This window comes from Rhizobium sp. CG5 (assembly GCF_023701945.1).
GTDB lineage: Bacteria > Pseudomonadota > Alphaproteobacteria > Rhizobiales > Rhizobiaceae > Allorhizobium.
The window spans coordinates 158705-179298 of sequence record NZ_JABAEF010000010.1; the positions used below are offsets into that span (position 1 = coordinate 158705).

At 61.4% G+C, this 20594-nt stretch carries 20 protein-coding genes; 9 read left to right on the top strand and 11 right to left on the bottom strand.

Annotation, left to right across the window (positions count from 1 at the left end):
- Nucleotides 1–61 precede the first annotated feature (61 nt).
- Complete coding sequence (locus HGO38_RS17670; protein WP_250957294.1) at nt 62–1255, top strand: multidrug effflux MFS transporter; 1194 nt, start codon at nt 62–64, stop codon at nt 1253–1255.
- Between the two features lie 56 nt (nt 1256–1311).
- Here HGO38_RS17670 and HGO38_RS17675 read toward each other — a convergent pair whose 3' ends face one another.
- Nucleotides 1312–2535, bottom strand: coding sequence for an argininosuccinate synthase (locus tag HGO38_RS17675; protein WP_250957219.1), 1224 nt, complete (start codon nt 2533–2535; stop codon nt 1312–1314).
- Nucleotides 2536–2832: 297 nt separating this feature from the next.
- Here HGO38_RS17675 and HGO38_RS17680 point away from each other — a divergent pair, with 297 nt between their 5' ends.
- Together HGO38_RS17680 and HGO38_RS17685 are read left to right on the top strand one after the other, a co-directional pair.
- On the top strand, nt 2833–3696 hold the full coding sequence (locus HGO38_RS17680; RefSeq protein WP_250957220.1) for an SDR family NAD(P)-dependent oxidoreductase: 864 nt from the start codon (nt 2833–2835) through the stop codon (nt 3694–3696).
- 65 nt (nt 3697–3761) lie between these two features.
- Nucleotides 3762–4403: a LysE family translocator gene (locus tag HGO38_RS17685; protein WP_250957221.1), complete on the top strand. Its 642-nt coding sequence runs from the start codon at nt 3762–3764 to the stop codon at nt 4401–4403.
- Nucleotides 4404–4425: 22 nt separating this feature from the next.
- Here HGO38_RS17685 and HGO38_RS17690 read toward each other — a convergent pair whose 3' ends face one another.
- From HGO38_RS17690 to HGO38_RS17710, 5 genes are all read right to left on the bottom strand, one after another.
- Entirely contained in the window at nt 4426–4695 is a 270-nt protein-coding gene (locus HGO38_RS17690; RefSeq protein WP_250957222.1) for a hypothetical protein, read from the bottom strand.
- 779 nt (nt 4696–5474) lie between these two features.
- The gene (rlmN, locus tag HGO38_RS17695) at nt 5475–6716 is read right to left on the bottom strand and encodes a dual-specificity RNA methyltransferase RlmN (protein ID WP_250957223.1); all 1242 of its coding nucleotides are present in this window, start codon (nt 6714–6716) and stop codon (nt 5475–5477) included.
- Nucleotides 6717–6951: 235 nt separating this feature from the next.
- The gene (locus tag HGO38_RS17700) at nt 6952–7455 is read right to left on the bottom strand and encodes an invasion associated locus B family protein (protein WP_250957224.1); all 504 of its coding nucleotides are present in this window, start codon (nt 7453–7455) and stop codon (nt 6952–6954) included.
- Between the two features lie 294 nt (nt 7456–7749).
- Entirely contained in the window at nt 7750–8142 is a 393-nt protein-coding gene (locus tag HGO38_RS17705; RefSeq protein ID WP_250957225.1) for a YkvA family protein, read from the bottom strand.
- Nucleotides 8143–8192: 50 nt separating this feature from the next.
- Nucleotides 8193–8495 (bottom strand): 4a-hydroxytetrahydrobiopterin dehydratase, encoded by a 303-nt coding sequence (locus HGO38_RS17710; RefSeq protein WP_250957295.1) that lies wholly within the window; start codon nt 8493–8495, stop codon nt 8193–8195.
- 48 nt (nt 8496–8543) lie between these two features.
- On the opposite strand from HGO38_RS17710, the gene HGO38_RS17715 reads away from it, so the two are divergent.
- Nucleotides 8544–9047: a low molecular weight protein-tyrosine-phosphatase gene (locus tag HGO38_RS17715; RefSeq protein ID WP_250957226.1), complete on the top strand. Its 504-nt coding sequence runs from the start codon at nt 8544–8546 to the stop codon at nt 9045–9047.
- Here the strand turns inward: HGO38_RS17715 and thpR are convergent.
- Both thpR and HGO38_RS17725 read right to left on the bottom strand, forming a co-directional pair.
- A complete protein-coding gene (gene thpR / locus HGO38_RS17720) occupies nt 8957–9547 on the bottom strand; it encodes an RNA 2',3'-cyclic phosphodiesterase (RefSeq protein WP_250957227.1) in 591 nt (196 codons plus the stop codon). The genes HGO38_RS17715 and thpR overlap by 91 nt on opposite strands.
- 111 nt (nt 9548–9658) lie before the next feature.
- Nucleotides 9659–10312: an arylesterase gene (locus tag HGO38_RS17725; RefSeq protein ID WP_250957228.1), complete on the bottom strand. Its 654-nt coding sequence runs from the start codon at nt 10310–10312 to the stop codon at nt 9659–9661.
- 84 nt (nt 10313–10396) lie between these two features.
- On the opposite strand from HGO38_RS17725, the gene HGO38_RS17730 reads away from it, so the two are divergent.
- From HGO38_RS17730 to HGO38_RS17745, 4 genes are all read left to right on the top strand, one after another.
- The gene (locus HGO38_RS17730; RefSeq protein ID WP_250957229.1) at nt 10397–11110 is read left to right on the top strand and encodes an ABC transporter ATP-binding protein; all 714 of its coding nucleotides are present in this window, start codon (nt 10397–10399) and stop codon (nt 11108–11110) included.
- A complete protein-coding gene (locus tag HGO38_RS17735; protein ID WP_250957230.1) occupies nt 11107–13653 on the top strand; it encodes an ABC transporter permease in 2547 nt (848 codons plus the stop codon). The genes HGO38_RS17730 and HGO38_RS17735 overlap by 4 nt, the downstream gene beginning before the upstream one ends.
- 213 nt (nt 13654–13866) lie before the next feature.
- Nucleotides 13867–14610: a Bax inhibitor-1/YccA family protein gene (locus HGO38_RS17740; protein WP_250957231.1), complete on the top strand. Its 744-nt coding sequence runs from the start codon at nt 13867–13869 to the stop codon at nt 14608–14610.
- Nucleotides 14611–14723: 113 nt separating this feature from the next.
- Nucleotides 14724–15281: a GNAT family N-acetyltransferase gene (locus HGO38_RS17745; protein WP_250957232.1), complete on the top strand. Its 558-nt coding sequence runs from the start codon at nt 14724–14726 to the stop codon at nt 15279–15281.
- Nucleotides 15282–15283: 2 nt separating this feature from the next.
- Here HGO38_RS17745 and HGO38_RS17750 read toward each other — a convergent pair whose 3' ends face one another.
- From HGO38_RS17750 to acnA, 3 genes are all read right to left on the bottom strand, one after another.
- A complete protein-coding gene (locus HGO38_RS17750) occupies nt 15284–15694 on the bottom strand; it encodes a DUF2794 domain-containing protein (protein WP_250957233.1) in 411 nt (136 codons plus the stop codon).
- A 330-nt stretch (nt 15695–16024) separates the two neighbouring features.
- On the bottom strand, nt 16025–16762 hold the full coding sequence (locus HGO38_RS17755; RefSeq protein ID WP_250957234.1) for a DUF1223 domain-containing protein: 738 nt from the start codon (nt 16760–16762) through the stop codon (nt 16025–16027).
- A gap of 207 nt (nt 16763–16969) precedes the next feature.
- Complete coding sequence (acnA, locus tag HGO38_RS17760) at nt 16970–19663, bottom strand: aconitate hydratase AcnA (protein ID WP_250957235.1); 2694 nt, start codon at nt 19661–19663, stop codon at nt 16970–16972.
- 277 nt (nt 19664–19940) lie between these two features.
- Between acnA and ccmA the strand changes: the two genes are divergently transcribed.
- Complete coding sequence (gene ccmA, locus HGO38_RS17765) at nt 19941–20588, top strand: heme ABC exporter ATP-binding protein CcmA (RefSeq protein WP_250957236.1); 648 nt, start codon at nt 19941–19943, stop codon at nt 20586–20588.
- Nucleotides 20589–20594: the final 6 nt, after the last annotated feature.

A 20594-nucleotide genomic window follows, 5' to 3' on the forward strand; every position in this document is an offset into this window, starting at 1 on the left:
CCGGCGCGATGTCTGTCCCTTGGCACCTTGTCCAGGTGCTGCCAAACGGAATGCCTATGTGATGACGCCTGCCCGCATGACCGAACGCCGGACCTCACTGATCGGCGCCCTGCTGACCACCATCGGTCCGGTCTCCATGGCCATCTACACGCCGGCCATGCCGGAACTGGTCCGCGCTTTCGGCACCACGGATGCGGCGATCAAGCTCAGCCTCTCGGTCTATTTCGGCGGCTTTGCCGTCGCCCAGCTGCTGTCCGGCCCGACATCGGATGCCTTTGGCCGCCGCAAGGCGACACTCGGCTTCCTGATGATCTACCTGATCGGCAGCCTTGTGGCAGCCTTTGCCCCGACGGTCGACTGGCTGCTGGCCGGCCGGCTGATCCAGGGCATCGGCGCCTCGGTCGGCATCACCGTGTCGCGCGCCATCGTGCGCGACCAGTTTACCGGCGCTGAAGCCTCCCGCATCCTCAACATGATCGGCATCATGCTGGCCATCGGCCCGGCCGCCGGCCCGACTCTGGGGGGCCTCGCCCTGACATTCTTCAACTGGCAGGCGGTGTTTTTCCTGATGGTCGGCTTCGGGCTGGTCAGCTGTCTTGTCGTCGGCCTGCTGTTGAAGGAAACCACGGTCCCCGATCGCGCCCTCATCCGCCCGTCGCGCCTGATCGGTTCCTACCAGACGCTGATCGTCGACCCTCGCGTGCTCCTGTCGGCCCTGGTGCTGGCCGGCACGGTCGGGGCGCTCTATGCGCAATCGACCATGCTGCCCTTCGTGCTGATCAACAGGGTCGGGCTGTCCCCCGGCCAGTTCGGCCTTGGCATGCTGATGCAATCGGGCTTCTTCTTCTTAGGCTCCGTCAGCCTGCGTGTCCTTGCCAGGCGCCTCGGCGAAAGCGGCGCCATCAACACAGGGCTGACATTGGCCGGCCTCGGCGGCGCGATGATCGCTCTGTCGGTGCAGTTCATCGAGCCGACCTTCCTGTCGATCATGGGGCCGGTCGCTGTCTGCGCCTTCGGCATGGCCTTCGTCATTCCCTACATCACCACGGCGGGCCTGGCACCTCATCCGAAGATCGCCGGCTCGGCAGCCGCCCTGTTAGGCTTCATCCAGATGGGCGCAGGCTTCCTGGGTGGCGTTGCCGCAGCCCTGATCGGCGATCCGCTGCTGGCCTTCGGCACCGTGATCCCGCTGATGAACTTCATTGCGATCATCGCCTATCTCGGCTTTGTCAAAGCCCGCAAACGCCGGGCATGAAAAAGCCTGCCGGTGGATCGACCACCGGCAGGCTGATAATTCCAACGTTTGTCCGATTATTTCGACAGGTTGCGCTTGGCGAGTGTGCGCAGGCGCAGCGCGTTCAGCTTGATGAAGCCGGCCGCATCCTTCTGGTCATAGGCGCCCTGGTCGTCCTCGAAGGTCACCAGCTTGTCGGAATAGAGCGACTTCGGCGATTCACGGCCGGTCACCATGACATTGCCCTTGTAGAGCTTCAGCGTCACTTCGCCTTCGACATGCTGCTGGCTGAGGTCGATGGCGGCCTGCAGCATTTCGCGCTCCGGTGAGAACCAGAAGCCGTAATAGATCAGCTCGGCATAGCGCGGCATCAACTCGTCCTTGAGATGGGCCGCACCCCGGTCGAGCGTGATGGATTCGATGGCGCGATGCGCCGTGAGCAGGATCGTCCCGCCGGGGGTCTCGTAGACGCCGCGCGACTTCATGCCGACGAAGCGGTTTTCGACGAGATCGAGACGGCCGATGCCATTGTCACGGCCATAGGTGTTGAGCTCGGCCAGAAGCGTCGCCGGGCTCATGCGCACGCCGTTGATCGACACGGCATCGCCCTTTTCAAAGCCGACCTTGATCACGGTCGCCTGATCGGGGGCGGCTTCTGGCGAAATGGTGCGCATATGCACATATTCCGGCGCCTCCTGGCTCGGATCTTCCAGGACCTTGCCCTCGGACGACGAATGCAGAAGATTGGCATCGACCGAGAACGGTGCTTCGCCCTTCTTGTCCTTGGCAACCGGGATCTGGTGCTGTTCGGCAAATTCCAAGAGGTCGGTGCGGCTCTTGAACGACCAGTCGCGCCACGGCGCGATGATCTTGATATCCGGGTTCAGTGCATAGGCCGACAGCTCGAAACGCACCTGGTCATTGCCCTTGCCGGTCGCACCATGGGCAATGGCGTCGGCGCCGGTCTTCTTGGCGATATCGATCAGGTGCTTGGAGATCAGCGGGCGAGCGATCGAGGTGCCGAGCAGATAGACGCCTTCGTAGACGGCATTGGCGCGAAACATCGGGAAGACGAAATCGCGCACGAATTCCTCGCGCACGTCCTCGATGTAGATTTCCTTGATGCCCATCATCTCGGCCTTCTTGCGGGCCGGCTCGAGTTCTTCGCCCTGGCCGAGATCGGCGGTGAAGGTTACGACTTCAGCGCCAAGTTCCGTCTGCAGCCATTTCAGGATGATCGAGGTATCGAGACCGCCGGAATAGGCGAGAACGACTTTTTTCACGTCTTTATGTGATGCCATGTTGAGGAGTCCACTTGTGTGCGTCAGGCCGAGAAACCAAGCCTTTTGGTTTGCCGCACTTTTAGCGAGATTGGCGCGGCGTGCAAGAGCATCACGCTGCGACGCAAACGCTTAAGGCCTACAGATGCGCCGCGACAGTCATCCTTTGTGGGTGGAGGATACGGACGATCGTGACGGAATTCCCCGGCGATGGACGTCACTTTTCCCATGCGCCGGCACCTCACCAGTTTGATTTCGTTTTCAACCACACCATATCAAGACCGCACAGACCACGAAACGGCATAAGGAGAACAAGCCATGGACATCCTCCATCCGGCAATTGCGAAATCCAATGTGGCCGTTGTCACCGGCGGCGCTTCCGGCATCGGCCTTGCCGCGGCAAAGGCCTTCGCCAGGGCGGGCATGAGCGTGATCATCGTCGACCTGGGCGGCGACGCACTTGCCAGCGCCCACGCGGAGGTGGCATCCCTTACCGAACATGGCGAGACCGATATCGTCGCCATCGAAACCGACGTCAGCCGTCGCGACGAGCTGGAGGCGCTGGAACGCGCCGTCATCCAGCGTTTCGGCCGGGTTCACGTGCTGATGAACAATGCCGGCATCCAGCCCGGCAGCGCTATCTTTGGCCCGCAGGCCAATTGGGAACGGGTGCTGGCCGTCAACCTGATGGGCGTGATCGACGGCAGCCGGGTGTTCGGTCCCGGCATGATCGCCCATGGCGAGCCGGCCCTGATCATCAACACCGGCTCCAAGCAGGGCATCACCACGCCGCCCGGAGATCCCGCCTATAACGTCTCGAAAGCCGGCGTCAAAGCCTTTACCGAGGCCCTGCAGCACGAGTTGCGCAATGTGCCGGACGGCAAGGTCGCCGCCCATCTGCTGATCCCCGGCTTCGTCTATACCGGCCTGACGGCCCAGGGACGCACCGAAAAACCGGCAGCCGCATGGACGCCGGAACAGACCGTCGACTTCATGCTGCAAAGCATTGCTGCCGGCGATTTCTATATCCTGTGTCCCGACAACGACGTCGATCGGGCAACCGACGAGAAACGCATGCTGGGGGCGGCCGGCGACATCGTCGATAACCGCCCGCCGCTATCGCGCTGGCATCCCGACTACAAGGAAAAGTTTGCAGCCTTTCTGCAATCGCCAAAACCCTGATTGGCAGCAGCTTGAAAGCGCGTTAAGGACTCCTCCTCACCGCGCTTTCAAACCTCGAGTTCGTCATGGATTTCATCCCGAGCCTGCCCACGCTTCTGGCCTTCAGCGCAGCCTCGTTTCTGCTGGCTGCAACGCCGGGCCCGGACATGACCCTGTCGATCAGCCGCGCCCTGCGGGATGGCCGGGCCGCTGGCCTCGCAGTCCTGGTCGGCACCAATATCGGCATCACCTTCCATACCATGCTGGTGGCTTTCGGTGTGTCGGCACTGATCGTCGCCTCGCCGCTCGCCTTCCTCATCCTGAAAAGCGGTGGTGCTGCCTATCTTGCCTGGCTGGCCTTCCAGGCGATCCGGACGGGATCGAAATTAGTCGCCAAGGCGGAAACCGGAACAAAGGGCAGCGTCAAGGCGGCCTTCCTGAACGGCATCTGGGTCAATCTGCTGAACCCCAAGGTCATCATCTTCTTCATGACCTTCCTGCCGCAATTCGTCACGGCGAGCGACCCCAACGTCACGGGCAAGCTGATCTTTCTGGGCGGCTGGTTCATGCTGGTCTCCCTGCCGATCACCATCGCCATCGTGCTGGGGGCAGACAAGCTTTCGGGTTGGCTCCAGGCCAACCCGAAAGTTCTGCGCGGTATCGACTACACCTTCGCCGGCGTCTTTTCGATTTTCGCCGTGAAGATCCTGTTCACCCAGGCCAGGTGATCAGAGCAGGCCGCAACCCGCATCAGCGGGACGGCGGCGGTGGGCAAGACTGTTGGCCACGATTATCCGGATTCCCCTGGCTCGAGCAGGCTTTAGCCTTTTTGGCAGGGCTGGCTTTTTTGCGAGGCTTTTCTGGCACGTCATTTTGCTTCATCTGAGCGATTTGCACAGTACCGGTCTCTTGATCGGGAACAGTGTTGAAAGCGCTCTGCGCGCCGGCGGCCCCTGCTATCCCCAGCCAGCTGGAAAAAATGATCGTTGCGAGGGTTGCGAGTTTTGGTGACGAATACATATGGGTCTCCTTCGTATTCCAAAGCGCGTCGTGATCTCTAAGATCCGCCCCGTCCGCTTTGTTTCTTTATGTGCTGCATCTGCGCTGCCGAACGGATCGCAAGACAGATCAAGGCGGGTCTATGCGATCGCGCAGACCCGCCTTGGCACGCTTCAACTTTTGCTTACCGTGCAAAATCCAGCCGCCCTGGCACGGGCACGCCCTGGCATCGGCACGGGGCACCCGGGGGGCCCGGGCGCTGGGCTCGACATACCACCGGGGGGGCGCCGGCCGGAGCGTCAGGGGGTGGCAGGATCATGCAGACCATCGGTGGCGGCGGAGGCGCATCGCCCATGCCTGGCGACGGCGGCGGCATCTGTCCGAATGCGTCCCCGACAAAACAACTTATCGCAATGGCAGGCATCAGTGCGAGCCGTAGCATTCCACGAGATTTTGTTTTCAATTTCTTCTCACTGCGTCGGATAATCGGAAACGCAGTGTAACGTAACGAACGTTAAGTGCCGTTAACTTTTGTAAAGTTGCGTAAAATCGCTCAAGCCAATACAAGAGCGGGAAGTTTAATATAAATTCCCCAATCACCCAGGCTCTCTGCAACGGCTCTAAACTTATGCTGCTAAGTCAGCATATGGTATTGGCGCCTGCTTCGAGGTCGCGCCAAAGTGTATGATCCCCAGCACGAAATCGATAGCGACGACAAAAAGGCACCACGAGGCGAAATCGGCCCTGCCGCCGGCCCTTGTCCATCGAGGACATGGCACGCTGGAGCACCCTGCACAAGATCAGTCGTCGTCTTCGCCATGGCCGGCGATCATCATCGCCTCGAAGGCCAGGCGCTCGGTCTTGCGCATGCGCTCCGACTCCGACTTCAGCTGGCCGCAGGCGGCCAGGATATCGCGGCCGCGCGGCGTGCGGATTGGCGAGGCATAACCGGCCGCATTGATGAAATCGGCGAATTTCTCGATCTGTTCCCAGTCCGAACACTGGTAATTGGTGCCCGGCCAGGGATTGAACGGAATGAGATTGATCTTGGACGGCACGCCCTTCAGCAGCTGGATCAGCCCCTTGGCATCTTCGAGGCTGTCATTGACGTCCTTCAGCATCACATATTCGAATGTGATGCGGCGGGCATTCGAGACGCCGGGATAATTGCGGCAGGCCTCGATCAGCTCCTTCAGCGGATATTTCTTGTTGATCGGCACCAAGAGGTCACGCAGATCGTCGCGCACCGCATGCAGCGAAATCGCCAGCATCACGCCGATTTCCTCGCCGGTGCGGTAGATTTCCGGCACGACGCCGGAGGTCGAGAGCGTGATGCGGCGCTTCGACAGGGACAGCCCGTCGCCATCCGAGGCGATCAGCAGCGCCTTCTTCACCTCTTCGAAATTGTAGAGCGGCTCGCCCATGCCCATCATCACCATATTGGTGACCCTTCGGCCTTCCGACGGCACCATGGCGCCGACCGGCGCATCGCCCGCCGGGAAGTCGCCAAGCCGGTCGCGCGCCAGCAGCAGCTGCGCGAGGATTTCCTCGGCCGTCAGATTGCGCACCAGCTTCTGCGTGCCGGTGTGACAGAAGGAACAGGTCAGCGTACAGCCGACCTGGCTGGAGACGCACAGCGTGCCGCGGCCCTCTTCGGGAATATAGACGGTTTCCACCTCAACCGGCCGACCGGCGCCGCGCGGCGGAAAGCGCAACAGCCATTTGCGGGTGCCGTCATTGGACACCTGCTCCTCGACAACCTCGGGCCGGGCGATGGTGAAATGGGTCTTCAGCATCTCGCGCATGTCTTTGGAGACATTGGCCATCCCGTCGAAATCGGAGACGCCGCGCACATAGATCCAGTTCCACAGCTGGCTGACCCGCATCTTGACCTGCCGATCCGGCACGCCCTTGTCGCGCAGCTGCTCGCCCATCTCCTCGCGGCTGAGGCCGACCAGCGACGGTTTCAACGCGCCGGAGGAAGGCCTCGGGCCGGCCGACGGCGGGGTCTTGCGCTCGATGACGATTTCAGTGGCAGCCATGCATCACCTCTTGCACCAAACCGGTCACGCTCCGCAGTCTTGAAGCGAAGTCGTGAACTCGGCCTGCAGTATCATAGAAAACCGGAAAGGCCGAGCAAACGGCCGAAAGCTTTGGGCTCAAGCGCGGCGCTTTAGCATCAAAAAACGCCTTTGGCAAAAGGCTTCTGCACAAATGCGAAAGGCTGGCATGGCGCCAGCCTTTCAAAATCGCGACGGGACGGTCCGTCTTCAAACCTTACTTGCAGGTCTCGATCTGCTTCAGGGCTGCCGAGATGCCGGCCAGCGAATAGGTGTAGGACGTGGGTGTGCCGCGCGCCGATGTTGCCCTTACGGTCATCGCCTTGCCCGACTTCATCGCCGCCACCAGCGCCGGCTCTTCCGCCGCGTTCTCCACCCAGGCAGCAGTCTCCTTGGTGAACATCACGAAAATCTTGCCGTCGATATCGACATTGACCTTCGAGGCATCCTTCAGGGTGTAGCCCATCATCGCCTGCGGCTCGTAGGAAATGTTCTGGCCGGGCCGCTGCGACACGATGAAGAAGATATCGCCATGGTTGACGGAGGGCGGCTCCTTGCCGGTCGGAACGGACAGCACGTAGCAGACCGTGCCGCTCGTCGCCTTGTAGGAGTAGGCACCCCAGGCCTTGAACTGCTCGATGCGTGTCGGGGACTGTGCCGAGGCCATGCCGGCACTTGCCAGCGTGAAGACGACTGCGGATGCGATACTTTTTACAAACATGTTTTCCTGCCGGTTGTTTTTCCGTCAATTGTCCCGGTCGAACATGCCGGGCGTCCACCATCAAACTTGATTCAGTTTGACTTAATTTACGTTACCAAACCGTCAACATCGCGGCGGTTGGTAGCTTAGACCGCTTCATTTTTGGCCAACGTACCGGTTTTTCTACGGATTTTTTCAAGAAGTGCGAATGCCGGAAATCCGCCGGTATCGATGTGAAACACAAGGAATCGGGCGAGAATTGGGCTTGAGGCAGGATTTTACCGTGCAGGCCGCAAAGCCGGGCCTTGCGGCAGATCAACTCTTCGTGGTTTCGGCCAGGTCTTCGTCGGCAAGCGCCCTGTCGGCGGCCAGATAGTGACGGTCTTTGATATTGCTGTTGATCAGGGCGATGGCAGTCGTCAGCACGGCGATATCGTCGGTAAAGCCGATAAAGGCCAGGACATCGGGAACCACGTCGATCGGCATGACGAAATAGCCAAGCGCCGCCAGCAGAACGCCACGCACCCGCAACGGGGTGTCGCGGTCGGTCGCGCAATAGAAGGCCGCAACGACATCGCGGCCCAGCGGCACCTGCCGGACAGCCTTCTTCAGGGTCGGCCAGAATTTGGCACGGACCGTCCGCTCCTGTTTTTCCTGGGTCGGTTCATCGCCCGGCAACAGGATCTCGCCTATCTTGATATCGTCCATCGCCTCGTCCTCAACATTTGCAGTCGATATGGGGATCGGCCCGGGGAGTGTCAATTGCGCCGCTGTGCGGCCTTGTCCATCAGGCGCGCCAGCTCGAAGTCAAGTTCCGTCAGCCCGTCCGCGCTGTGAGTTGTCAAAGTGATCTCAACCCGCCGATAGACATTCGACCATTCCGGATGATGATCCAGTTTCTCGGCAAACAGCGCGCATTCGGCCATGAAGCCGAACGCTTCGGCAAAATCCCGGAACTCGAAATGGCGAACGATCGATAAGCCGTCTTCGGAACGCTCCCAGCCATCAAGGTTTCGCAGGGCATCGTCGATTGCCTTGCTGTCCAGCTTTGCATATTTCATGAATCCGCCCTTGTTTTGCATTTGTCGTCTCGCTGCGGAGATACCGGCATGAACACCCACCCCATCCTGTTCGTCTGCATGGGAAACATCTGCCGATCGCCGCTTGGCGAAGGTATCTTCAGGCACCTTGCCATCAACGCCGGGAAAGCCGATTTGTTTCCCTGCTCGTCGGCCGGAACGGGGAATTGGCATGCCGGCAATAGGCCCGACAGCCGATCGGTCGCGGTGGCGGCACGCCATGGCATCGACATATCAGGGCAGCGCGCCCGCCAGATCGAACCCGCCGATTTCGACCGCTTTGCCCTGATCCTTGCCATGGACCACGACAATCTTGCCGGCATCCGGCGGGTGGCACCGGCCTCGGCGGCGAGCCGCATCGATCTCTTCAGCGCCTATGCGACAGGCGCCGATGTCGACATACCGGATCCCTACTATGGTGGCCCCGATGGGTTCGAGACCGTCTACAGCATGGTTTTTTCCGGCTGCAGCTCCCTGCTCGCCAGGCTGACCGACGAGCGCTCGTGCAGCGGGAACACTTCCTCGGTCAGGTAGGGCCCGCCGCCGACCGATTCCCGCGACGACAGCAGCACGAAGCGCGACACGGAAAACAGCGAGGTCTGGAAATTGCCGCGGCCGGCAAGGTAATGCACGACATCGTCGACGCGCGCCGATTTCAGCCGCGCCAAAGTGACATGCGGCATGAACTTGCGCGGATCCGGCGGCAGACCGATCCGCTGGCAGATGCGTTCGATCTCACCCTGCAGCGCGGACATTTCCGGCGTCGGGGTCACGCCGGCCCAGATGGAATGCGGCTTCTTCGAACCGAAGGAACCGATGCCGTTGAGGCTCAGCTGGAATTCCGGACGATCGATCCGGTCCAGCCGATCGACGATCTCGTCGGCGGTACGACCGTCGACATCGCCGATGAAGCGCAGGGTGATGTGATAATTTTCCACGTCGATCCATCGGGCTCCGGGAAGCCCTCCGCGCAGCAATGAAAGGCTCATCGCCGCATTACGCGGAATTTCGAGGGCAGTGAATAATCTCGGCATGGCGAGCTCCCCGAATCTTTTGCAGACGCTAACAGCGAATCATGCAATCGAAATTCACGCAAGCCCCAAGCTTTGGGAGTCATTTTTTAACGTTAAAACCGCAAAGCTTTGCTACTCGGTTTTGGCCGGAAGCGTGGCGATAAACTGCTCGATCTGCGGCAGCATCAGACCGGCCATCACACCAACGCCTTCAGCGTTCGGATGCATGCCGTCATCGAGCTTGAGGCCGGCCTCGGTGATCACGCCATCCAGGATAAACGGATAGAGCGGCAGCGTGTGCTTGTCGGCAAGCCTCTGATAAATCCCGTTAAACCGCTTCTGGTACTCGTCGCCCATATTGGGTGGCGCCAGCATGCCGACCAGCAGAATGCCGACCTTCTTCTCCTTCAGCCGCGTGATGATCGCCTCAAGGTTCTTCTCGGTTTCTTCCGGCGCAATGCCGCGCAGCGCATCGTTGGCGCCCAGTTCCAGGATCACCCCGTCGGTGCCGTCCGGTACCGACCAGTCGACCCTCGAAAGGCCGCCGGCGCTGGTATCCCCGGAGACGCCGGCATTGGTGACCACAACATTCAGGCCCTTTTCCTGCAATGATTTTTGCAGTTGCGCCGGCAGGGAGTCCTGGTCGGCCAGTTGATAGCCGGCCATCAGGCTGTCGCCGAGACCGACCAATTGTACTGCTTTGTCCTGCGCACCGGCGGAGGTCGCCATGGAGACTAAGGCCGCCATCATGACGCCGAATTGAAGGATCGCCGCTTTAAATCTCATCTTACGTTCCCTAGATTGGTCCTGACAACGCCATGCCGGCAGGCCCGCCCATTTCCCGAAGACTGCAATATAGGACGGAATCTCGTGAGAAAAACCATCATCGAGCTAAAGGGTGCTGATCTGACGCTCGGGAATGCCGCGGCCACCGTCCATGTTCTCAAAGGAATCGACCTGACCATCGCCGAAGGCGAGGCGATCGGGATCGTCGGACCCTCCGGATCCGGCAAGTCGACATTGCTGATGGTGCTGGCCGGCCTGGAGCGGCTGGATACCGGCGAGATCCATATCAACGGCACGGCCCTGCACAGGCTGGGCGAAGACAAGCTGGCCGAATTCCGCGGCCGCAATATCGGCATCGTCTTCCAGTCCTTCCATCTGATTGCCAACATGACGGCCCTGGAAAATGTCGCCGTGCCGCTGGAACTGGCCAATATCCGCAACCCGTTCGAGATCGCCCGCAAGGAACTGGTCGCCGTCGGCCTTGGCGAGCGGCTGAACCATTATCCCGGCCAGCTGTCGGGCGGCGAGCAGCAGCGCGTTGCCATCGCCCGGGCGCTCGCCCCCAATCCCACCGTGCTGATTGCCGATGAGCCGACCGGCAACCTCGACGGCGCGACCGGCCGCCAGATCGCCGACCTGCTGTTTGCCAAGCAGGCCGAACGCCAGACCACGCTGATCCTCGTCACCCATGATCCGGCGCTAGCGGCGCGCTGCTCGCGCCAGGTCCGCGTCAATTCCGGCCGGTTGGAAAAAGACGACACGGCACCAGCCGTCCCCGGCGAGACGGTCCTCGCATGAGCGCCTTCCTGCCGCGCCTCAAGGTCGCCTTCCAGCTGGCGCTGCGCGAAATGCGCGGCGGGTTGAAGGGTTTCTATATCTTCCTTGCCTGCATCGCGCTGGGCACCGGCGCCATCGCCGCCGTCAATTCGGTCTCGACTTCGATCACCCGGTCGATCGCGACGCAGGGCCAGTCCTTGCTGGCCGGCGACATCCGCTTCGAGCTGAACAATCGCGAGGCGACATCTCAGGAGCGGCAATTCCTCGACGCTCTCGGCACGGTCTCCGTCTCGACCAATCTGCGCTCCATGGCGCGGCTGCCGGACGGGTCCGACCAGTCGCTGGTCGAGATTAAGGCTGTCGACGATGTCTATCCCCTCTACGGCACGCTGAAAACCGAGCCGCAGCAGCCGCTGGCCGGTCTTCTGACGAAACAGGGTGATGCCTATGGTGCCGTGGTCGCGCCCCTGCTGATCGATCGGATGGGCCTATCCATTGGTGACGAGATGCTGGTCGGCAATGCCCGCATCAGGATCACCGGCACGATCGTTTCGGAACCCGACGCCATTTCCGAAGGCTTCGGCTTTGCACCCCGCCTTCTGACCAGCCGCGACGCTTTGCAGGCCTCGGGCCTGATCCAGACCGGCAGCCTCGTCGAGCAGGTCTACAAGATCCGCCTGACGCCGCCAGCCAGGGATTTCGAGGCGATCCGCGCCGACGCCACGAAAACCGTGCCCAATGCCGGCTGGTCGATCCGCACCAGCGACCGGGCCGCACCATCGCTGACCGAAAACGTCGTGCGTTTCTCGCAATTCCTGACCCTGGTCGGCTTGACTGCCCTGATCGTCGGCGGCGTCGGCGTGGCCAATGCCGTGCGCGCCTTCCTCGATTCCAAACGCACCGTGATTGCCACCCTCAAATGCTTAGGCGCCCCGGTCTCGGTGGTGGTCATGGTCTATTTCTTCCAGATTGCCATCATCGCTGTGATCGGCATCCTGCTCGGCCTGGTGATCGGCGCCATTGCCCCGATGATCGCCAGCTATTATCTGGCGCAATTCCTGCCGATTTCGGCCAGCCCCGCCCTCTATCCCGGCGCCCTGGCCCTGGCCGCGCTGTTCGGCGCGCTGACCGCCCTTGCCTTTGCCATCGTGCCGCTCGGCCATTCCCGCGAAGTACCAGCCACGGCGCTGTTTCGCGAAAACGGCTTCGAATCGCGCGGCCTGCCCTCCTGGCCCTATCTGCTGGCCACAGCCATCGCCATTCTGAGCCTGGCCGGCCTTGCGGTGTTTTCGGCCTATGATCGTCGCCTGGCGCTGATCTTCCTCGTCGCCATGGCCTCGGGCTTCGTCGTGCTGCGCCTGGTCGCGGTCGGGGTCGCTGCCCTTGCCCGCCGCAGCCCGCGCCTGCCTTCGGCGGCCTTAAGGCTTGCCATCGGCAATATCCATCGGCCCGGCGCCTTGACCCCCTCGGTCATCCTGTCGCTCGGCCTCGGCCTTGCCCTTCTGGTTACGCTAGCGCTGATCGACGGCAACCTGCGCCGCGAACTGATCGGCAACCTGCCGGAGCGGGCGCCCAACTTCTTCTTCGTCGACATCCAGCGCAACGATCTCGACAGCTTCCGCTCCATCCTCAAGGACAAGGCGCCAAACGGCCAGATCGTTGAAGTGCCCATGCTGCGCGGCCGCATCCTTGCTTTCAATGGCACCGATGTCGCCAAGATGGAGGTGCCGCCGGAAGGCCGCTGGGTGCTGCGCGGCGACCGCGGCATCACCTATAGCGAGACGATCCCGGAAAATGCCGCGGTCACCCAAGGGGCGTGGTGGCCGGCCAACTATACCGGCGAGCCGCTCGTCTCGTTTTCCGAGCAGGAGGCGCTCGAACTCGGCTTGAAGATCGGCGACACCGTCACCGTCAACGTGCTGGGGCGCAACATCACCGCGAAGATATCCAACTTCCGCAAGGTCGAGTGGGAATCCCTGTCGATCAATTTCGTGATGGTCTTCTCGCCGAACACCTTTGCCGGTGCACCCCATGCCTGGCTTGCCACCTTGACGGATGCAACGGCCACGCCCGAAACCGAGGCGATGATCCTGCGCACTGTCACCCAGAAGCACCCGACCATCACCAGCGTGCGGGTCAAGGATGCGCTCGATGTCGTCAACAGCCTCGTTGGCCAGCTGGCAACCGCGATCCGTGCCGCAGCGGCGATCGCCCTGCTGTCGTCGGTCCTGGTCCTGGCCGGTGCGCTGGCCGCCGGTAACCGGGCCCGCACCCATGACGCCGTGGTGCTGAAGACGCTCGGCGCCACCCGCGCCACGCTGATCCGCGCCTTCACCTACGAATATCTGCTGCTGGGCGTGGCGACCGCGATCTTCGCGCTGCTAGCCGGCGGCACGGCCGCATGGTTTGTGGTGACCCAGGTCATGAACCTGCCGTCCTCCTTCCTGCCGACCGTGGCGCTCTCGACGCTGGCCATTGCCATGATCACGACGATCGGCATCGGTCTGGCCGGCACCTGGCGCATTCTCGGCCAGAAGGCGGCACCTGTGCTTAGGGAACTCTAGGCGCCGTTGCACCTCCGAACAGCGATGAACTTGTCGTGAGCCGCAGGCCCGTGGGCGGCTCACGGCCGCGTCCGGCGCATTTCCAAGCCCTTGGGTCTTGTACCGGCATCGATATCACCTCATATTGGAGATAGGCATGCTGGAGCTCCGCAGCGGCGCCTGGGAATGATGTCCCGACACCGTAAACAACTCGGAGCTTATAAAGAGGAAAAAATGTCTGATCTTCGTAACTACCAAGGCAGGATGGCGCAGAACAATGCGCAGTCCGCGACGATGATTGATGAAGGCCTGCGCGCCTATATGCTCAAGGTTTACAACCTGATGGCATTGGGTCTGGTCATCACCGGCATCGCATCCTATCTGTCGTTCCAGTTCGCGGTCGATAACGGCCAGCTGACGGCGTTCGGCCAGGCCATCTATGCCAGCCCGCTGAAATGGTTGGTCATTCTGGCGCCAGTCGGCATGGTCTTCTTCCTGAGTTTCCGCATCGAAAAGATGAGCGTGTCCGCAGCGCAGACGACCTTCTGGGTCTATGCGGCTCTGATGGGCCTGTCGCTGTCGTCGATCTTCCTGATCTATACCGGCCAGAGCATCGTCCAGACCTTCTTCGTGACCGCTGCATCCTTCGGTGCCCTGTCGCTCTACGGCTACACCACCAAGAAGAGCCTGTCGGCCATGGGTTCGTTCCTGATCATGGGTCTGTTCGGCCTGATCATCGCCTCGATCGTCAACATCTTCCTGGCCTCCTCGGCTCTGGAATTTGCGATCTCGGCGATCGGCGTGCTGATCTTTGCGGGCCTCACCGCCTACGACACCCAGCGCATCAAGGAATCTTACTTTGAAGCCGACAGCCAGGACGGCGCAAGCCGCAAGGCGATCATGGGCGCTCTGACGCTCTATCTCGACTTCATCAACCTGTTCCTGTTCATGCTGCGTTTCCTCGGAAACCGCGAATAGTCTGAACGGACAACAATTGAGAAAAGGCGGCTCCGGCCGCCTTTTTTGTGTCTTGAACTGAACAGGCCGATTGGTGATGATGAACAGTCTCTCCCTCGCTCGATGAGCCTTTCATGACATTCATGCTTCGAAATGCCTGCGCGGCCGACATCCCGTCGATTGCCGAGATTTATCGCGATGCTGTCCTGACCGGGACGGCAAGCTACGAACTGGCACCGCCGAGCGAGGCTGACATGGCCGAGCGCCTTTCCGCCATCACCGGCCGCGGCTATCCCTACATTGCCGCCGAGGGGCCGGACGGGCGCCTGCTCGGCTATGCCTATGCCTCGGCCTTTCGCACCCGCCCGGCCTATCGCTGGCTTGTCGAGGATTCCATCTATATCGCAGAGAATGCCCGCGGCCTGGGGCTCGGCAAGGCCTTGCTGAGCGAACTGGTGGCCCGCTGCACGGCGCTCGGCTTTCGCCAGATGGTGGCCGTGATCGGCGGGGCCAGCGAGGCCTCCGTCGGTGTGCATCGGGCCTGCGGCTTCGAACTGTCCGGCACGCTGAAAGGCACCGGCTTCAAGCACGGGCGCTGGCTGGATACCGTCCTGATGCAGCGCGCCCTCGGGCAGGGGCTCACCACGGATCCCGACGAAACGGCCTATCCCGGCACGCTCTATGAAGGGTGAGCCTATTCGACCAGCTTCAGCACCTTGTCGAAGACCTTCAGGACCTGGCGCAGGTCATGGCCGCGCTTCAGGATCATGCCGCTGGTATTGACGACGCTATAGGCGCCCTGCTTGGCGGCAAGCTTCGGGTTCTTTTCGATCCGGTAGAGCGGAAGTTCGCCGGAGCGCTTGAAAACCGAGAACACCGCTCTGTCCTTCAGGTGGTCGAGCGCATAGTCCCGCCACTCGCCCTCGCCGACCATGCGCCCGTAGACCCAGAGGATGGCGTCCAGTTCCTTGCGGTGGAAGGTGACCGGAAGGGGATCGAGACTTTGTCTGTATTCACCGATATCGACCACGGAAGCCGGCCGCTTATCGGGCCATTTGTCCGGCCGCGGCTGGGCGCCGCGCTGTAAATCCGGCTGATCGGTCATCTCTGCTCCCCGATGCTTCGTCATGACAGACAGATGACAGTGTGCCTCAGACGGCACAAAATGCAAGTCCGCACCATCGTTTTCACGGCTCATGCCAGCGGCGGCATGCCACTGCGGACAGGGTTCCAGCTTTTTACTGCCCGCCGTATTTCGGTCAAAACAGCGCCCCATTTGCGGGGGACATTGACCGCTCTTGGTTGGCGCCCCTGCGCCAAACGGTCCGGTCTGACGCATTGACCCCTTACCCCCAGCCCCCCAATGCCTTAGACCGGACCACCAAGAGCAATCCCACCATTACGGATGGGATCCGGGCGGCGTCGGCCCTGAAGCTCAGGGAGCGATCAGGACGGTTGCGCCGAGAATGGTGGACGGTTCGCCCTTGGCATTCGAGGCCTGCAGCAGAATGGCGCAGCCATCGCTCTTGTCGCCCTTCATCAGCTTTGCCGGCAGCACGACCTCCAGGTCGCCGCCATGCCACATGCCAACGGTCTGAACATCGGTGACGCTGTTCCAATAGGTGATGGTCTTGCCCTGGTTCTCGCCCTTCAGCACGTCGACGTCGCGGCGGCGCTGGAAATAGACGACGACCACATCGGCCTTGCCGCGGCCAGCCCCGATTTTGATCGACAGCTCGTCGCCGCGCATGGTCGCATCGACATCGACGTTCAGCCCGCTGCCGGAGGTTTCGAGCGATTCCAGCCGCTGGTTCATCACCGCCGCATCCGTGCCCTTGATCTGCTCGCGCCCGTTGATCACCGCCTGCGGCGTGTAGACGCCGCTGCGGCCGAGGCTGCGGGAATAGGCATATTGGCGGGCAGTATTTTCCGAGCTTGCAAGAGTATCGGTCCAACCCATGTAGTTCCAGTAGTCGACGTGATAGGCGAGCGCCACGACGTCGCCCTGCCGGATCAGCGATTCCAGCGCCCTGTCGGCCGGCGGACAGGATCGGCAGCCCTGGGACGTGAAGAGTTCCACGACACCCTTCGGCGTCGCACCAGCCTGCGCATGCGCAACACCAAAGCCGGAGACGCACAGCAGCAGAAATCCGGCAAATATCCTCGATACCATAAAGACAGACCTGTCCATTCGATCCTGATAGCCACAGGCCCTTGTCGCGATCAAGACCAGTTTCTGAATGATGATCAGAAATAACCCCTCTCGTCATCAACAGAAAGTCACGATGGGGTGAGACTTGACGCTTGTCAGGCCGTGCCCGCAAAAAAGGCCGCCGGAACAGGTCTTGTTCCGGCGGCCGATCGAAAACGTCGACGATGCTTAAGCCGCGAGATCGCGCAGAACGGTCTGCAGGATGCCGCCATTGTTGACGTAGGTGACTTCATCCAGCGTATCGATCCGGCAGATCAGCGGGACCTCCTTTACCGAACCGTCGGCATAGGTGATCTTGGCGATCTTCTTCTCGCGCGGCTTGATCTCGCCTTCGAGGCCATCGATCGAGACCGTCTCGTCGCCCTTCAGGTTGAGGCTTGCCCAGGTCGTGCCCTCCTCGAAGCAGAACGGAACGACGCCCATGCCGACGAGGTTGGAACGGTGGATACGCTCGAAAGACTGCGAGATGACAGCGCGGACGCCGAGCAGGTTGGTGCCCTTGGCAGCCCAGTCACGCGAAGAGCCGTTGCCATATTCGACGCCGGCGAAGATGACGAGCGGAACGCCCTCGGCCTTGTACTTCATGGCCGCATCGTAAATCGACATCTCTTCCTTGGACGGATAGTGGATGGTGAAGCCACCCTCCTTGCCGTTCGGTCCGAGCATGTGGTTGCGGATGCGGATATTGGCGAACGTGCCACGCATCATCACTTCATGATTGCCGCGACGCGTGCCGTACTGGTTGAAGTCGGCCACGCCGACACCATGGTCGATGAGATAGGCACCGGCCGGAGAGGCTGCCTTGATCGAACCGGCCGGCGAAATGTGGTCGGTGGTGATCTTGTCGCCAAACAGGCCCAGGACGCGGGCGCCCTTGATGTTGGTGAGGCTGGAACCGGTCTTGCCCATGCCCACGAAATAGGGCGGGTTCTGCACATAGGTCGAATTGTCGTCCCAGGCATAGGTCTGGCCCGGCGGGATCTGAACGGCCTGCCAGTTCTCGTCGCCCTTGAACACGTCGGCATACTTCGATTCGTAGAGTTCGCGGGTGACGTATTTCAGGATGAATTCCTGGATCTCGTGCGACGTCGGCCAGATGTCCTTGAGGAACACCGGGTTGCCGTCCTGGTCTTCGCCGAGCGGCTCCGTGGTCAGGTCCTTCTGGACCGATCCGGCCAGCGCATAGGCCACAACCAGCGGCGGCGAGGCCAGGTAATTGGCCTGAACGTCCGGCGAGATGCGGCCTTCGAAGTTGCGGTTGCCCGACAGCACGCCGGCCGTGATCAGGCCCTTGTCGTTGATCGTCTTGGAGATCGGCGCCGGCAGCGGGCCGGAATTGCCGATGCAGGTCGTGCAGCCGAAACCGACGAGGTTGAAGCCGAGCGCATCCAGAGACACCTGCAGGCCTGATTTGGCGAGATATTCGCCAACCACCTGGGATCCCGGCGCCAGCGAGGTCTTGACCCACGGCTTGGACTTCAGGCCCCGGGCCACGGCGTTGCGGGCGAGAAGGCCGGCGGCGATCAGCACGCTCGGGTTGGACGTGTTGGTGCAGGACGTGATGGCGGCAATCGCCACGTCGCCATGACCGATATCGTAGTCCGTTCCCTCGACCGCATAGCGGTTCGAAAGCTGGCCCGGCTTCTTGTAGTCGTTTTCGAGAGCGACCGCGAAGTTCGAGGCGATGGTTTCGAGCGGCAGACGGCCCTCGGGGCGCTTCGGGCCGGCCATCGACGGCACGACGTCGCCGAGATCCAGTTCCAGCGTATCGGTGAAGACGAGGTCGGAACCGTCGCCGTCGCGCCACATGCCCTGCACCTTGGAATAGGCTTCCACCAGGGCAATCCGGTCCTTGGTGCGGCCGGACATGGTCAGGTAGTTGATGGTTTCGCCATCGACCGGGAAGAAGCCGCAGGTCGCGCCATATTCCGGGCCCATGTTACCAATGGTCGCACGGTCGGCCAGCGTCATCGAATCAAGGCCGGGGCCGAAGAATTCGACGAACTTCGACACAACGCCCTTCTTGCGCAGCATCTGCACGACGGTCAGCACCAGGTCGGTGGCGGTGACGCCTTCCTTGACCTTGCCGGTCAGCTTGAAACCGATGACTTCAGGCAGCAGCATGGAGACCGGCTGGCCGAGCATGGCGGCTTCGGCTTCGATACCGCCGACGCCCCAACCCAGAACACCGAGGCCGTTGATCATCGTGGTGTGCGAATCAGTGCCGACGCAGGTGTCGGGATAGGCGGTCGTTTCGCCGTCCTCGTCCTTGGTCCACACGGTCTGGCCGAGATATTCGAGATTGACCTGGTGACAGATGCCGGTCCCCGGAGGAACGACGCGGAAATTCTTGAACGCCTGCTGGCCCCATTTCAGGAAGCGGTAACGCTCGCCATTGCGCTCGTATTCGAGTTCGACGTTGCGGGCAAAAGCCGTCGGCGTGCCGAATTCGTCAACGATAACAGAGTGGTCGATGACCAGGTCGACGGGCACCAGCGGATTGATCTTTTCCGGATCGCCACCGAGCGCCACCATCGCATCGCGCATGGCGGCAAGGTCGACGACGGCGGGAACGCCGGTAAAGTCCTGCATCAGCACGCGGGCCGGACGATAGGCGATCTCGGCTTCCGCCGTGCCCTTGTCGGACAGCCAGGCGGCGATGCTTTCGATGTCCTTTTTGGTGACAGAACGGCCGTCTTCGTTGCGAAGCAGATTTTCCAGCAGGACCTTCATGGAATAAGGCAGCTTGGACACACCGGCCAGACCATTGGCCTCAGCCTTCGGCAGGCTGTAATACACATAGTCCTTGCCATTCACGGTAAGGGTGGAGCGACAATTGAAGCTGTCAAGGGATTTTGACACGGATTAGGACCCCGCTGATACTGATAGCCAACACGCGCGTGCGGACACCTATGCACTTCATGCACATCAGGATGCGGGTACGGCCATTTCCGCTGTCCGCACGTAAAGATAACACCCTGTTATCTCTAGGTTCGGCGCTAGGATGATGATCACGCCGGCCGCTGGCGTGGTTGCAGGTCTTATAGATAATTTCTAAGAAAGGTGCCAGACCAACCAATGTCGAATTTCGACTATTTTTTTCAAGGTGATGGCAAATTTTGCCACGAGGCGGGATGGAATGCGGCTAACGGCCGATAAACTGGCGGCAAGACGCGGCGAGGATCTGATATTCGTTGATATTTTCTTTCAGCTCGAAGCGGGCCAGGCACTTATTTTGACCGGTCGCAACGGCTCGGGCAAATCGACGCTGCTGCGAGTCGTGGCGGGCCTGCTGCGCCCGGAACGCGGCACGGTGCTGTTTGATAGCGGCACCGGCGACAGCAACCGCCCGCCGCGCGAGGCAAGCCATTATCTCGGCCACCGCAATGCCATGAAGCAGGAACTGACCGTCCTCGAAAACCTGACCTTCTGGAAGGATTTCCTCGGCGACTTCGAAGGCGGCCAGGGCCGCACACCGGAAGAGGCCGCCGAGCTGGTCGGGCTCACCGGCATCACCCACCTGCCCTACGGCTATCTCTCGGCAGGCCAGCAGCGGCGTTTTGCCATGGCCAAACTTCTGGTCGCCCATCGCCCTTTGTGGATTCTCGACGAACCGACCGCAGCCCTTGATGCCAGCGCCGATCGGATGTTCGCCGGCCTCGTCGACGCGCATCTCAAAACCGGCGGCATGGCCATTGCCGCCACCCACCAGCCGCTTGGCCTGACGGACGCCCGACAGCTGGTGATGAAGGGCTTTGAGTATCGCGACATCGAGGAGATGGCATGACGCGCC